We start from the raw sequence: 13,415 nt of genomic DNA on the forward strand, positions 1-13,415 counted from the left end.
GGGTGGGAGGGTGCTACTCGACGCGTCTGTCGTCGAGCGCGTCGAGGTTCCAGTCGATGCCGAGGCCGGCGACGTCGGGGGCTTCGGCCCGACCCGCCGAGATCGCGATCTCGCCGCGGGTGATCGCCCGCAGCTGCGGGATGAACTCGACGTACCGCCCGTTCGGCACCGCCGCGACGAGGCTGACGTGCAGCTCCATCAGGAAGTGCGGGCACACATCGACGTTGTAGGCCTCGGCCAGGTGCGCGACCTTCAGCCACGGGGTGATGCCGCCGATGCGGGCGACGTCGGGTTGAACGATGGAGGCGGCACCGCGGTGCAGGTAGTCGCGGAACTGGCCCACGCTGTAAAGCGACTCCCCCACGGCGACCGGTATCGGCGTCGCCTCGGCGAGCCGCACGTGACCGCTGACGTCGTCGGCGGGCAGCGGCTCCTCGAACCAGAACAGGTCGAGCCCCTCGAACGCCCTCGCGCGGCGGATCGCCTCGGCAGCGGTCAGGGCCTGGTTGGCATCGGTCATCACGTCGAATGAGGGGCCGACGGCATCCCGCACCGCCCGGAGCCGGGCCACGTCTTCGGCCGCACTCGGCTTGCCGACCTTGATCTTCGTGCCGCCCCAGCCGTTGTTCTTCGCTGCGATCGCACCGGCGACGAGCTCGTCGGTCGGCAGGTGCAGCCAGCCGTTCTCGGTGTCGTAGAGCGGAACAGAGGCGCTCGCTCCCCCGGCCATCCGCCAGAGCGGCTGTGAGGCGCGCAGGCACTTCAGGTCCCAGAGGGCCGTGTCGATCGCGGCCAGCGCGAGGCTCGTGAGGGGGCCGACAGTGGTCGCGTGCGTCGCGTCGTGGGCGAGCCGCCAGAGCGCTTCGATGTCTCGGGAGTCGCGGCCGATGAGCAGCGGGAGCAGCGATTCGCGCAACAGTGCGGTGACCGAGCGACCGCCGGTGCCGATCGTGTAGGAGTAGCCGGTTCCGGTGAGGCCCTCGTCTGTGGCGATCGTCACGAGGATCGTCTCCTGCTTCACGAAGCTCTGCGTGGCATCCGTGCGCTCCGTCTCGACCTCGAGGTCGACGAGCGCCACGGTCGCTGCGGTAATTCGGGTCATCATCGTCCTCGGGTGCATGCGGCGCCGTCGCCGCTCGTGTCTATATGAAATATCCTATAGATATGTGGCCGGTTGGCAAGGACCCTAGAATTGGGTCATGTCGATCGGATCGCCATTGCTGCCCCCGCGCCGGGCGCTGGTCGACGATGTCTATGACGCGGTGCTCACCCTGCTGATGGATCGGGCCGTGCAGCCGGGCTCTCGTGTGAGCATTGAGGGGGTCTCCCGGCAGCTGCTCGTGTCGCCGACACCCGTGCGCGAGGCCCTGGCGCGGCTCGAGTCGGAGGGCCTCATCACCAAAGAGGCCGGCAAGGGCTACCGTGCCGCCGAACTGCTCGATGCAGAGGGGCTCCGCCACCTCTTCGACATGCGGCTGCTGCTCGAACCGGTCGCCGCCCGCCTCGCCGCAACGGCGACACCGGCCGCAGGCTGGGGCGAACTCGACGACCTGCAGGGCGACCTCGACGGCGGCGTCGACTCGAGCCTTCCCGACGACGAGCGCTACGAAGGATACCGCGCGTTCGCCGAGCGGGATGCCCGGTTCCACCACCTCATCGCGGCCCGCTCGGGCAACGAGCTGCTGAGCGACGCCGTCGTGCGGCTGCGCTCGCACATGCACCTCTACCGGCTGTACTTCCACCACGGCATCGCCGCCGAGACCTCCGACGAGCACCGCGCCATCGCAGACGCCCTGCGCGCCGGCGACCCCACAGCGGCGGAGGCGGCCATGCGCCACCACATCGAGGCCTCCTACGCCCGCATGTCCTCCCGCGACGCCTGACCCGGCCAGCCGAGGTCGACGGGCGCGGCCGCGCAGGCGGGCCCGTCCGCGCAGACGGGTCCGCGCCGGGCAGGGCGGTCAGGCCACCAGGTCCTGGCGCAGGCAGTCGATCAGGTTGATGGTCTCGCTCTCGCGGTGCGGCCAGTCGGAGGCGCCGAGCGGCAGGCTGCGGGCGAAGTCGGGGTACGAGACGCTGATCGCGAGGGTGCCGTCGTCGGAGACCGCGACGCCGAAGCTGGTCAGGGCGCGGCGGGGCAGGCCGGTGACACTGGCGTTCGTCACCTCGGCGCCCTTCTCCCCCTCGAAGGTCGCGTAGGCGACGATCTCGTCGGTGAGCACGACCACGTCGGTGGAGAACAGCCCCTCGTCACCCGAGAGCGCGTAGTTGACGCTGAGGTAACGGATGTCGCTGTCGCCGATCACGAGCACCAGGGCAGAGAGGAGCCGGTGGTACCAGTCGGGCTCCGAGCTCCGGGTGCCGGCGGCCCAGGTGGTCTCGGCCCGGAACCGTTCGTCCAGACGAGCGATCGGGCCGGTTTCCGTTTCTTCGTCGTACATCGTCACAGGTATCTCTTCCTTCGGCGTACTTGATTCACGGGGCAGAGAGGGTCAGGCCCTCTGAGCCAGTTCACTGTCACGTTCGGAGACGAGCTCGAGTCCGGCGTTGCTGTTCGCGCGTCTCATCAGGGCGTCGACCCACGCCCGGTTCATCGGGATCTTCTTCGACCCGAAGAAGCTGAACTCGATGTACATCGTCGGGTTGATCCACACCGTGTTGTGGCCGCTGCCGAAATCACTGGACCGATCCCAGCTGAACGCGAAGCTCTCGCCGCGCCGGAGCTTGGCGAGAATGACCACCTGCAGGTGGGCCAGATCGCGGTCGTCGATGGAGATGGACTTGGCCGCAGGTCCGTAGATGAGATTACCCATGGGGCTGAGAATAACAGGCCGGTGATGTGGGGTAGAAATGACGCATGGAAAGAATCCACTATGCCGGTGGCTCGGTTCTCACGGGAACTGAGATCGCGCGTGCGCTTCTGGAATACGCCGGCGCGCTGGCGAGCACGGAGTCGTCGGCCACGGTCGACATTCCCTGCCGCCATGACGACGGGTCGCTCGGCCGTGCGAACTTCCTCATCGGCCCGGCGAGCCAGCTCGTGTCCGAGACCGAGCCGAGCGACGCCGAGGAGCTCGTGGAGCCCGAACTCATCGAGATGTTCGCGAAGGAGACAGCTGCGCTCACGGGCGGCGGCGTGGTGCGCCCCTCTGAGCCGCTCGGCCGCACCGAAGACTTCGACGACCTGTAGAACCCGGGGAGACGCCCGTTTTCTGGTTCAGGCGCCTGCGCGCAGCCCAGTCGCTGTTCGCCGCGCTCTTCGTCGTCGCGGCCCTGACGGTGGGGGTGCTCGGTTTCGGTTCCGCCGATCTCGCACGCCAACAGGCCGAGGCCGCGCGCACCATGATCGACGCGGCACCGCCGGTCGATCAGTCGGTGCGGGTGAGCACGACGCTCATCGCCGGCGACACGGGTCAGGATGCCGCGATCGCCCCGGTCTTCGCCGCTGCATTCGCACCGGGGGGTTTCGTCTCCCGGCAGACGCTGCGCTCCGGTGATCTCCGTCTCGACGGCTCGGCCGACACCCCCGCGATCGTCGAGTCGATAGCCGGGCTGGAGAGTGCCGCCGAACTGGTGTCCGGAACGTGGCCGACGGAGGCCGCGGCATCCGGAGCCGCAACCGGAGCGGTACCCACCGCCTTGCAGGCCGATGCCGCAGCGGCACGGGGGCTCGCCGTGGGCGACACGGTGCGGGTCGGCAACCCGGGAGCCGAGACGACGCTCGAGATCGCGGCCACCTGGCGGGCGACGAACCCGGCCGATCCGCTCTGGTTCGCCGACCCGGCCGTCATCAGCGGCTTCGACGACACCGCGACCGGCCCGTTCGTCATCGCCGAGCCGGCACTGAGGGCCCTGCCGTCGAGCGTGACGTCGGAATGGATCGCCGTGCCCGCAGCGGCCGGCTTCACTGCCGGCCAGCTAGCCTCGCTGGCCGCACGCACCTCTGCACCGACGCTGTCGAGCGCCCTGCAGGTCGCCGGCGGGGTCGACGGCGGCAACCTGACAGTCGACGGCGGCCTGTCTGCGACCGCCTCCCGCGTGCTGTCGGCGAACCTCGGCGTCTCGGCGATCGCGGTTCTGCCCGAGGTGCTGCTTCTTCTGCTGGGCGCGATCTGCGTCAGCCAGCTTGCGCGGCTGCTGAGCGCGGCGCGGGGCGACGAGACGACCGTTCTGCGCGCCCGGGGGGCGTCGCGGCCGCAGCTGACGGTGGTCTCGGCGCTCGAACTTTTCGTGGTGATGGGTCTCGGCAGTGCGGTGGGCATCGCCCTCGCCGGCGTGGTCTTCGTCGCGCTGGGGGGAAGCGGGGATGCCGCGGCCGCCCTCGGCGCGCCGCTCGGCCTCGCCGCCGCAGCCGCCGTTCTTCTCGGGCTCGTCGCGCTTCTGCCGCTGTGGATCGGCTACGCCGCCGGCCGTGCGGCGTCGGGCGGAGCCGGCCCCACCGCCTCGGCGCGAGCCGGCGCCAGCACCCTGGTCGCGGTGGTCGTCGCCCTCGTCGCCCTGCTCTCGCTGTGGCAGCTGCTCACGTCCGGTCTGCTGACGAACGGCGGCGCGCAGGGGCTCAACCCCGTCGCCACACCCGCACCCGTGCTGGTGCTTGTGGCCACCGTGCTGCTTCTCGGGCTCGCGGTCGCCCCGATCGCGCGCGCCGTCGCGGGTTCGGCCCGGAAGCGACCGTGGTTCCCGCTGTTCCAGGTCGCCCGGTCGCTCGGCCGACCGCAGAGCTCGTTCCCGGTGATCGTGCTGGTGGTCGCCCTCGCCTCGGGTGGCTCCGTGCTCGCCGCCGGCGTCGCCTCCACTTGGAGCGCCACCGACACCGCCACCCGCGCCGAGACCGTCGGCACCGATGCGCGCATCCAGCTCGACGCCCCCGACTTCGACGTCGACAACTCCCCCTCCGTCACGTCTCCGGTCTATGCGGCACTGCCGGGTGTCGAACAGGCCACGACGACGTTCTCCGCACCGGTGACCGTCGGCCGGGACACCGTCACCCTGCTCGGGCAGGCTCCGGGCATCCCGCTCGCCGCCGCACCCTCCCTGCTCGGGTCGCCGGGGCTCGTCGACCCCGCCGCCGGGTCGGTCGGCGTCACGCTCGGAACGGGTGGGCAGGGCGCGGACCGGCCGGGCACCGTCGCCGTGAGCGCCTGGTTCGCCGACGCCCAGGGCGCGCTGCAGCGGGTGCAGCTCGGTTCGGTCGCCGTCGACACGGTGGCGCGGGTGGCGACGACGCTCAGCGCCGCACTGCCGCCGGGCCTCCGGCCGTTCCGGCTCCTCGCCCTCGATGTGCGACTCGCCGGTTCGCCGGGAGACGATCTGCCGGTGCAGCTCACCAACGTGTTCGGCGTCGACCAGGCGGGTGGCGCGCTGCCGATCGATCTCGGAGCCGACCCCACCCGTTCCGTCACCGTCTCGTCGGCGAAGGCCCTCGTCCGCGCGTTCAGCCAGCCGAGCGATTCGTCGGTGCCCGATGCGCTTCCCGTCGTCGCGTCAGACGCGCTGCTGCAACGCCTGGGGCTCTCTGCGGGGGCCTCCGTCTCGCTGACTCTCCCGACGGGACGCACACTGTCTGCGGTCGTCACCGGGCGGGTACCGGATGTCGCGGGGGCCGGTTCGCCGTGGGCCGTCGTCGCCGACCTGCCGACGCTCGACCGCGCGATGCTGCAGGCGGGCGATCCGATCATCCCGCCCTCTGAGGTGTGGGTGAGCACGCTGGACCCGGCTGCCGTCGCCGCGTCTGCCCTGCCCCTCGGGCACCATCGCAGCACCGTGACCACCACGCTGTCGGCGTCGGCGGCCCCGCTGCGGGAGCCGACCGTGGTGGTGCTCTGGATCGTCGCCGGCGCCGGGGTGCTTCTCGCGCTCGTCGCCGTCATCGCGTCGGCGATCGTGCTGCTGCGGTCGCGGCGCTCCGAGGTGCTGGTGTTCGATGCCCTCGGGCTGACGCTCCGCTCGCAGGGGTACCAGCGCGCCGCCGAGTTCGTCGTGCTGATCGTCTGCGGCCTGTTCGCCGGCCTGGTGGCGGGAGTCGGGGCGGCGCAGCTGGCCATTCGACCGTTCGCAACGGCCGCCTCGCCCGGAGCGGTTGCGGGCGCCGCCGTCTCGTTCGACCCGGTCGGGGTCGCGCTGGCCCTCGGAACGCTGGCGGCCTGCCTGTTCGCTGCCGCGGCGCTCTACGTCGCGGCGGTCGAGCGACAGGCCGCCGGGTCGCAACGGCCGGGCCGCAACCGGCCGAGACCGGCGGCGCGCCAGGCGTCTTCGCAGACCGACAGCGCGGTGCGACGATGAGCGGGCAGGCGCCCGAGGGGCGGGCGCGCAGCAGGCGTGCGAACCGGTCGAGGCGCGGCGCGCCCGGACTACTGGCCCGCATGATCGCCTCCGCTCCCGGCCCGGGGGTGCTGGTCGCCCTCGCCGTTCTCGTCGGGGTACTGATGGGCGTGGTCGGCCCCACGGTCGCCGACGCCGTGTTCACCGCGAGCATCCGCAACCAGGTCGACACCGGAACGACCGTGCTGCAGCGCGACGTGACCGCACAGGCACTCGGGTCGCCCGATGCGGGGCCGTCTGCGGGTTCGCCGGCGTTCCCCGCCGCAGTCGACGCGGTCTGGGGTCGGCAGAACGATGCCCTGCTGGCCCTGCACGCTGCTCTGCCCGAGCCCCTGCGGGACACGCTCGGCGGGCCGGAGTCCCTCGCCACCAGCGACCCGGTCGCCGCCGACCACCCCGAGGGAACGCTCTGGCCGCGCACGGCGATCGTGCTCGGGGCCGATCCGCGCATCCTCGATCGCGTGCGGATGGTCGACGGCGTCGCGCCCGGCACGTTCGGAACGGGCGACCTGTTCGGCGCCCCCCTCGACCTGATGCTGAGCACAGCGGTCGCCCACGACCTGCAGTGGTCGGTCGGCGAGGTGCGCTCCTTCTCCTACCCCGAATCCGGTACGCAGCAGATGCGGTTGAGCGGCATCTTCGAGCCTCTGGATGCCGGAGCCGACGTGTGGCGGCACACGAGCCTGGTTCTGGCGAGCTCCGTCGACTTCTCGGGCGGCGAACCCCTGTACTCCGGTCAGGGCTATGTGGATGCTGCGAGCTGGCCGGCCGTCTCGAGCCTGCCGGTCGCGGCCCGCAGCCAGCTCTGGTTCCCCGTCGACACCGGGGCGCTCACGGCCCAGAGCGCTGCCGATGTCGAGACCCAGGCGCGGGCCTTCACGACACAGACGCGGCAGGCCTCGACGGGATCGCGGCCGGTGGACAATGGATCGTTCGAGAGCCGCCGCAATCCGGCGGTGTACGACGTGCGGTTCCAGACGCAGCTGCCCGACGCGATCGAGACGGCGCAGCAGCGCAACGACGTCACCACGGGCCTGCTCGTCACGATCGTCGCCGGGCCGGCGGGGGTGCTGTTCGCTGTGCTGGTGCTGATCGCCCGGCTGTGGGCGGCGGCACGGCAGAGCACGTTCGAGCTCGTGACCGCCCGCGGCGCTTCGCGCGCGCAGCTGCGTCTCGCCGGTGCGCTCGAGGGGCTGCTGTTCGCCGTGCCGGCCGCTCTCGTCGGCTGGGGCATCGCCGCTCTGCTGCTGCCCGGGCCCCTGTCTGCCCCTGTCGTGCTGTGGGCTGTCGGCGTCTTCGCGCTGCTGCCCGCCGGGCTCTTCGCCGGCCTGGCTCCCTCGGCCCGACGAAGCGCAGCCCCCGGAGCCGGCGCGCCGAGCCGTGGCGCCGCCGCCGGCCGTGCCCCCGCAGTCCGTACCGCCGCAGCCCGTGGCGCCGCGGTCCGTGCCGCCACCACCAATCGGGGAGTCGATGGCGGCGCTGGCACAGCTGGCGCTGGCACAGCTGGCGCAGGCGCGGCCGGCGCAGGCGCGGCCGGCAGCGCAGCCAGCAGCAGCAGCGGCGGCCGGGGGTTCAGCCGGCCCGGGGCGCGGGGCGGCCGGGCGCCCGGCGGGCGACCCCGGCTCGCCGCCGAGCTCGGTGTCGTGGCGCTGGCTGCCGTGAGCCTGGTGCTGCTCGGGCCCGGCCGGAGCCCGGTCGCTCCGAGCGGTGCGCCCAATCCCCTCGAGTCGGCGTCGGCCCTGCTCGTGGCGCTGTCGGTCTGCGTCGTCACGCTGCGCGTCTTCCCCTGGCTGATGTCGGGCGTCGAGCGCGTGGTGCGGGAACGTCCGGGCGCCAGCGCCTTCGTGGGCGCGACCACCGCCGGTCGCGCCCGGGCCGCCGGCCTCGCCCCGCTGGTCGCGATCATCGTCGGGCTCTCGATCTCGCTGTTCTCGGTCTCGCTGGTGCAGACCATCGACCGCGGCATCGGCACGGAGGCAGACGCGAAGACGGGAGCCGACCTCGCCATCTCCTCCCGCACCCTCACCCAGCCCGAGGTCGACACGATCACGGCGCTGCCCGGTGTGGATGCTGTCGCCGAGGTCAGCACCGACCAGAACGCGACCGTGTTCGCCGGTTCGGCGAAGGTGCCGATGACCATCCTCGTGGTCGACTCCGCGGCCGTTCGACGGGTGCAGCAGGGGCTCTCAGTACAGTCGGTGCTGCCGCCCGGCGCACCTGCCGGAGGCGCTGCCACGGGCACGGCCGCTGCGGGGAAGGATGCCGCGGGCACCGCTGCGTCCGGTGCGGCCGCCGAGTCGCCGATCCCGCTCATCGCGTCGGAGGCCGCGGCCGAGGCACTGGCGGGCGGCGAGCTGGAGGTGCGCGGGCATCCGGTGACCATCGTCGCCACCGTGCCGGGTGCCAGCCCGTTCACGACCGACAGCACGTGGGTGCTCGTCGACCAGAGCGTCGCCGCCCCGATCATCGCCCCGGCCACCACGCTCACCTCGGCCCTGTTCTCGTACTCGGGCACGGGGCCCGACGCCGACCAGATCGCGGCCGTGCGCGCTGTCGCCGACCCCTTCGCCACCGTTCGCGTGCCGACGGAGACGGCAGAGCGCCTGCGCTCCGACCCGGCCACCCGCGCGGTCACGACGGTGCTGACCCTCACCGTCGTGCTCTCGGTCGTGCTGAGCGCGGTGACGGTTCTGATGACGTTCGCCCTCGGCGCCGGACGCCGGCGAACGACCCTCGGCCTGCTGTCATCGCTCGGCATGCCCCGGCGCGGCGCCCGGCAGCTTGCGGCCTGGGAGATTCTGCCGCTGAGCATCGTCGGCGTCATCGCCGGAGTGCTGGCGGGCATCCTGCTCGCCGCGGTCATTCTGCCGGCCACCGACCTCCGGCCGTTCACGGGTTCGCCCGGCCAGCCCGCGCTGATGCTGCCGCTCGACCTCTTCGCGGTCTGCGCCGGAGCCTTCCTGCTGGCCGCCGCCCTCACCACCGTCATCGGGGCGGCGCTCTCGGCCCGCGCCGTGCGCCCCGCCCGCCGCACCGGCACCGCCCGCCGCACCAGCACCGCCCGCCGCAGCGACCCACGCCCCACCCGCCGCCCGAACCGCAAGGAGCACCCGTGACCACCCTGGCACCGCCCGCCCCGACCGATCACATTCTCTGCCGCGACCTCGTGCGCGTGTTCAGCACCCGCGGCGTCGAGGTGCAGGCCCTGCAGGGCCTCAACCTGCAGGTCACGGCGGGCGAGATGGTCGCCATCGTCGGGGCGTCGGGTTCGGGCAAGTCCACCCTGCTGAACGTGCTCTCGGGCCTCGACACCCCCACCGCCGGCTCCGCCACCGTCGCCGGCCACGACCTGCTGCGCATGGGCAGCCGGGAGCGCATCGCCTTCCAGCGCCGCAGCGTCGGTTTCGTCTGGCAGCAGACCGCGAAGAACCTGCTGCCCTACCTCACCGCCCGGGAGAACATCGCGGCGGCCATGGTCATCGCCCGCGGAACGCGAGCACGCGACAGGCACCGGCAGGTGGATGCCCTGCTCGACCTGCTCGGAATCTCCGCGCTCGGCGACCGTCGCCCGAGCGAACTCTCGGGCGGGCAGCAGCAGCGCACCGCCATCGCCGTCGCCATCGCCAACGAACCGAAGGTGCTGCTCGCCGATGAGCCGACGGGCGACCTCGACGAGGCGACCACCGAGGAGGTGCTCTCGGCGCTGGAGCTGGTGAACCGCGAGCGCGGGGTGACGGTGCTGATCGTCACCCACGACCCGACCGTCTCCGGCCACGTTCGGCGCACCATCCAGATTCGCGACGGGCGCACCTCGACAGAACTGTGGCGGAGCACGGTGCAGGATGCGGGCGGCACCGAACAGGTGATCGCCCAGGAGTTCGCGGTGCTCGACCGGGTCGGCCGGCTGCAGCTGCCGAAGTCGTTCACCGAGACGCTCAGGCTGAGCGAGATGGTGCGGCTCGAACTCGAGCAGGACCACGTGGGCGTGTGGCCGGGCATCCCCGATCCGGGGCCGGGCGCCGGGCCAGCCGACACGCCAGCCAGCACGCCAGCCAACGCGCCAGCCGAAGGCCGGCGGGCCGCCCGCGAACGCACCGACGACTCCACGACACCCCGCGAGGGCGGCGAGCGATGACGACCACGACCACGACGCCACCCGCGACCGGCCCGCTGCTGCAGGCCGAGTCGCTCTCCCGCACCTTCGGCAGCGGCCACAGCACGGTCCACGCCTGCACCGACGTGAACCTGACGGTGAACCCCGGTGAGCTCGTTGTCGTGACGGGCACCTCGGGCGCCGGCAAGACGACGCTGCTGACGATGCTCGGCACGCTCGACGCGCCCGACGCCGGCCGGGTGCTGATCGACGGCCGCGACGTCGCCTCGCTCGCCGAGACCGAGCTATCGGCCCTCCGGCGGGAACGGCTCGGCTTCGTCTTTCAGACCTTCGGCCTGCTGCCGGCGCTCTCGGCAGAGGAGAACGTCGAGATTCCGCTCCGCCTGCTGGGAACGGATGCACCGAGCCGCCGTTCCGCGGTCGCAGACGCGCTGGCGGTGGTCGGCCTCACCGACCACGCCGAGCAGCGGCCCGACGAGCTCTCGGGTGGGCAGCAGCAGCGCGTCGCCATCGCCCGGGCCCTCGCGGCGTCGCCGCGCATCCTGATCGCCGACGAACCCACCGGGCAGCTCGACGAGGAGAACGCCCGGTTGATCATCGATGTGCTGCAGGCGATCTCGCGGGAGGGCGGCCGGTCGGTCATCGTCGCGACGCACGACCCGCGCTTCGTGGAACGCGCCGACCAGCACCTCACGATGGTCGACGGCCGCGGCGTCTTCGACCCGCGCTGAGCGGGGCCCGAGCCCGCGCCCGGCGACCTAGGCTGTAGTCATGGCGACAGTGATCCTCCTCCGGCACGGCCGAACGAGCGCCAACGCCACGGGCGTGCTCGCCGGGCGCACCGCGGGCGTCAAGCTCGACGCGGTCGGCCGCGAACAGGCCGTCAGGGCCGCAGACCGGCTGGCCGCTGTGCCCCTGGTCGCGATCGTGACCAGCCCACTCGAGCGCTGCCGGCAGACCGCTCGATCCGTGCTCGACCGGCAGGCCGATCCGCTCCCGCCCACGTCGCTGGAGAAGGGCATCGTCGAGTGCGACTACGGAGACTGGCAGGGCAGGAAGCTCAGCGAGCTCGCGAAGGAGCCGCTCTGGTCTGTGGTGCAGTCGCAGCCGTCGGCCGCCGTCTTTCCGGGCGGTGAGTCGCTGGCCGGGATGCAGGCGCGCTCGGTGGCTGCGATCCGCCGGCTCGACGCAGAGATCGAGGCCGAGCACGGGGCGGGAGCCGTCTGGGTGGCGGTCAGCCACGGAGACATCATCAAGTCGGTGTTGGCAGACGCGCTCGGAATGCACCTCGACCTCTTCCAGCGCATCAGCGTGGGCCCGGCATCCCTCTCGATCGTGCACTACGGAGCCTCGCGACCCGATGTCGTGGCGACGAACACCGACTCGGGCGACCTCTCGTGGCTCCGACGCACCGCCCCGGCCGCAGACGCGCCCGTGGGCGGCGGCGCGTAGGGTTCCGGCGCGTAGAATTACGGTATGCCCACCATCGTCCACGGCTTCGACTGGCCCGACAGAGTCGTCGTCGGTACCGTCGGCCAGCCCGGCTCGCGCTCGTTCTACCTCCAGGCCCGCTCCGGCTCCCGGGTGACGAGCGTCGCGCTCGAGAAGGAGCAGTCGGCGGTGCTCGCAGAGAAGATCGAGGAGATCCTCGATGAACTGCGCTCAGCTGAGGGCAACCCGCTCAGCATCCCCGACAGCACACCGCTCGAACTGATCGACAACGACCCGCTCGAGCAGCCCGTCGAACCAGCGTTCCGTACCGGAACCATGAGCCTCGGCTGGGATCCGTCGACGCTGCAGGTGGTGATCGAGGCGTTCCCCATCATCGAGGTCGAGATCGACGATGCGCCCGACGACGACATCGACAACGTCTTCGACGACGACCTGCCCGACGTTCTGCGCGTGGAGCCCGAGGAGATGATGGTGGTGCGCATCCCCGTCGGCACCGCCCGCGCGTTCGCGAAACGCACCCTCGAGATCGTGGGCGCCGGCCGCCCGCTCTGCCCGCTCTGCGGCACCCCTGTCGACCCCGAGGGCCACACCTGCGCCCTGCCCGGCGGCTTCTGAGCATGACGGAGGCCGGCGGCCCGCACGGTGAACCCGAGGGCGCCGCGGGGCAGCCCGACGGGCCAGTGGGCGCCGGCGAGGCGTGGCAGCAGGGCGAGCTCGAACTCACCGGTCGCATCGTGTCGGCCTCGAACGCCACCTTCCTCGCCCAGCTCGGCGACCGGGCCGTGGTCTACAAGCCGGCCTCCGGCGAACGGCCGCTCTGGGATTTCCCCGACGGCGACCTGGCGAACCGCGAGGCGGCGGCCTACCTCGTCTCGCAGTCGTTCGGCTGGAACATCGTGCCGCGCACCTGGCTCCGTGGCGGCCCTCTCGGCGAGGGCATGGTGCAGCTCTGGCAGGAGATCGACCCCGAGCAGGATGCCGTCGACCTCGTACCGGCGGGCGATGTACCCGAAGCGGGGTGGCGCCACGTGTTCGACGGGTATGACGAAGACGATCATCCGATCGCCCTCGTGCATGAAGACTCGGCGGAGCTCCGCCGCATGGCCGTGTTCGACATCGTGGTGAACAACGCCGACCGCAAAGGCAACCACATCCTCGCGATGCCCGACGGGCACCGGTACGGGGTCGACCACGGCCTCACCTTCCACGAGGAGCACAAGCTGCGAACGGTGCTCTGGGGCTGGGTCGGCGAGCCACTGCTCCCCGCCGAGTTGGAGGGCGTCGAGCGGGTGCGCCGAGACCTCGGCGGGCCGCTCGGATCGCGCCTCGCCGGCATGATCACCGACCGCGAGCTGCGGGCGCTCGGCCGGCGCTGCGAGCGACTGCTCGCGCGGGCGGTGTTCCCCGCCCCGCACGGGCAGATGCCGTCGATGCCCTGGCCGCTGTTCTGAGCCGCTGTTCTGAGCTGCTGTTCTGAGCCGCTGTCCTGAACTGAACGGCGGGGCGCTGGGCGGCACCCGGGTGAGGC

General features: G+C 72.2%; 12 protein-coding genes. 9 read left to right on the forward strand and 3 right to left on the reverse strand.

Translation table 11 applies throughout. From position 1 onward, the window contains the following. Nucleotides 1-13 precede the first annotated feature (13 nt). Nucleotides 14-1,102 (reverse strand): mandelate racemase/muconate lactonizing enzyme family protein, encoded by a 1,089-nt coding sequence (locus C5B96_RS15230; protein ID WP_104246221.1) that lies wholly within the window; start codon nt 1,100-1,102, stop codon nt 14-16. Nucleotides 1,103-1,199: 97 nt separating this feature from the next. Here C5B96_RS15230 and C5B96_RS15235 point away from each other — a divergent pair, with 97 nt between their 5' ends. Next, nucleotides 1,200-1,883, forward strand: a complete 684-nt coding sequence (locus C5B96_RS15235; protein WP_104246207.1) for a GntR family transcriptional regulator — start codon at nt 1,200-1,202, stop codon at nt 1,881-1,883. A 78-nt stretch (nt 1,884-1,961) separates the two neighbouring features. On the opposite strand, the gene C5B96_RS15240 is transcribed toward C5B96_RS15235, so the two are convergent. Beyond that, nucleotides 1,962-2,447 carry a hypothetical protein gene (locus C5B96_RS15240; RefSeq protein ID WP_146078212.1) on the reverse strand — a complete coding sequence of 162 codons (486 nt, stop codon included), beginning with the start codon at nt 2,445-2,447 and terminating at the stop codon, nt 1,962-1,964. Nucleotides 2,448-2,492: 45 nt separating this feature from the next. Further along, entirely contained in the window at nt 2,493-2,813 is a 321-nt protein-coding gene (locus C5B96_RS15245; RefSeq protein WP_104246209.1) for an ATP-dependent DNA ligase, read from the reverse strand. A gap of 44 nt (nt 2,814-2,857) precedes the next feature. Between C5B96_RS15245 and C5B96_RS15250 the strand changes: the two genes are divergently transcribed. The 8 genes from C5B96_RS15250 (at nt 2,858) to C5B96_RS15285 (ending at nt 13,338) form a co-directional block, all read left to right on the forward strand. Further along, nucleotides 2,858-3,190: a hypothetical protein gene (locus C5B96_RS15250; protein WP_104246210.1), complete on the forward strand. Its 333-nt coding sequence runs from the start codon at nt 2,858-2,860 to the stop codon at nt 3,188-3,190. A gap of 95 nt (nt 3,191-3,285) precedes the next feature. Then, nucleotides 3,286-6,282, forward strand: a complete 2,997-nt coding sequence (locus C5B96_RS15255; protein ID WP_104246211.1) for an ABC transporter permease — start codon at nt 3,286-3,288, stop codon at nt 6,280-6,282. Between the two features lie 80 nt (nt 6,283-6,362). Beyond that, nucleotides 6,363-9,437, forward strand: coding sequence for an ABC transporter permease (locus C5B96_RS15260; protein WP_104246212.1), 3,075 nt, complete (start codon nt 6,363-6,365; stop codon nt 9,435-9,437). Further along, a complete protein-coding gene (locus C5B96_RS15265) occupies nt 9,434-10,456 on the forward strand; it encodes an ABC transporter ATP-binding protein (protein WP_104246213.1) in 1,023 nt (340 codons plus the stop codon). The genes C5B96_RS15260 and C5B96_RS15265 overlap by 4 nt, the downstream gene beginning before the upstream one ends. Next, a complete protein-coding gene (locus C5B96_RS15270; RefSeq protein ID WP_104246214.1) occupies nt 10,453-11,166 on the forward strand; it encodes an ABC transporter ATP-binding protein in 714 nt (237 codons plus the stop codon). The genes C5B96_RS15265 and C5B96_RS15270 overlap by 4 nt, the downstream gene beginning before the upstream one ends. A 40-nt stretch (nt 11,167-11,206) precedes the next feature. After that, nucleotides 11,207-11,887, forward strand: a complete 681-nt coding sequence (locus tag C5B96_RS15275) for a histidine phosphatase family protein (RefSeq protein ID WP_104246215.1) — start codon at nt 11,207-11,209, stop codon at nt 11,885-11,887. Nucleotides 11,888-11,911: 24 nt separating this feature from the next. Further along, nucleotides 11,912-12,502 (forward strand): DUF3090 domain-containing protein, encoded by a 591-nt coding sequence (locus tag C5B96_RS15280; protein ID WP_104246216.1) that lies wholly within the window; start codon nt 11,912-11,914, stop codon nt 12,500-12,502. A 2-nt stretch (nt 12,503-12,504) separates the two neighbouring features. Then, nucleotides 12,505-13,338 carry an SCO1664 family protein gene (locus C5B96_RS15285; RefSeq protein WP_104246217.1) on the forward strand — a complete coding sequence of 278 codons (834 nt, stop codon included), beginning with the start codon at nt 12,505-12,507 and terminating at the stop codon, nt 13,336-13,338. The last annotated feature ends 77 nt before the right edge of the window (nt 13,339-13,415 follow it).

This window comes from Subtercola sp. Z020 (assembly GCF_002931235.1).
GTDB lineage: Bacteria > Actinomycetota > Actinomycetes > Actinomycetales > Microbacteriaceae > Subtercola.

Bases quoted from the DNA above. Each gene is read 5' to 3' on its own strand.
- C5B96_RS15245 (WP_104246209.1), bottom strand. From the start codon at position 2,813: ATGGGTAATCTCATCTACGGACCTGCGGCCAAGTCCATCTCCATCGAC.
- C5B96_RS15230 (WP_104246221.1), bottom strand. From the start codon at position 1,102: ATGACCCGAATTACCGCAGCGACCGTGGCGCTCGTCGACCTCGAGGTC.
- C5B96_RS15250 (WP_104246210.1), top strand. From the start codon at position 2,858: ATGGAAAGAATCCACTATGCCGGTGGCTCGGTTCTCACGGGAACTGAG.
- C5B96_RS15270 (WP_104246214.1), top strand. From the start codon at position 10,453: ATGACGACCACGACCACGACGCCACCCGCGACCGGCCCGCTGCTGCAG.
- C5B96_RS15280 (WP_104246216.1), top strand. From the start codon at position 11,912: ATGCCCACCATCGTCCACGGCTTCGACTGGCCCGACAGAGTCGTCGTC.
- C5B96_RS15275 (WP_104246215.1), top strand. From the start codon at position 11,207: ATGGCGACAGTGATCCTCCTCCGGCACGGCCGAACGAGCGCCAACGCC.
- C5B96_RS15285 (WP_104246217.1), top strand. From the start codon at position 12,505: ATGACGGAGGCCGGCGGCCCGCACGGTGAACCCGAGGGCGCCGCGGGG.
- C5B96_RS15235 (WP_104246207.1), top strand. From the start codon at position 1,200: ATGTCGATCGGATCGCCATTGCTGCCCCCGCGCCGGGCGCTGGTCGAC.
- C5B96_RS15260 (WP_104246212.1), top strand. From the start codon at position 6,363: ATGATCGCCTCCGCTCCCGGCCCGGGGGTGCTGGTCGCCCTCGCCGTT.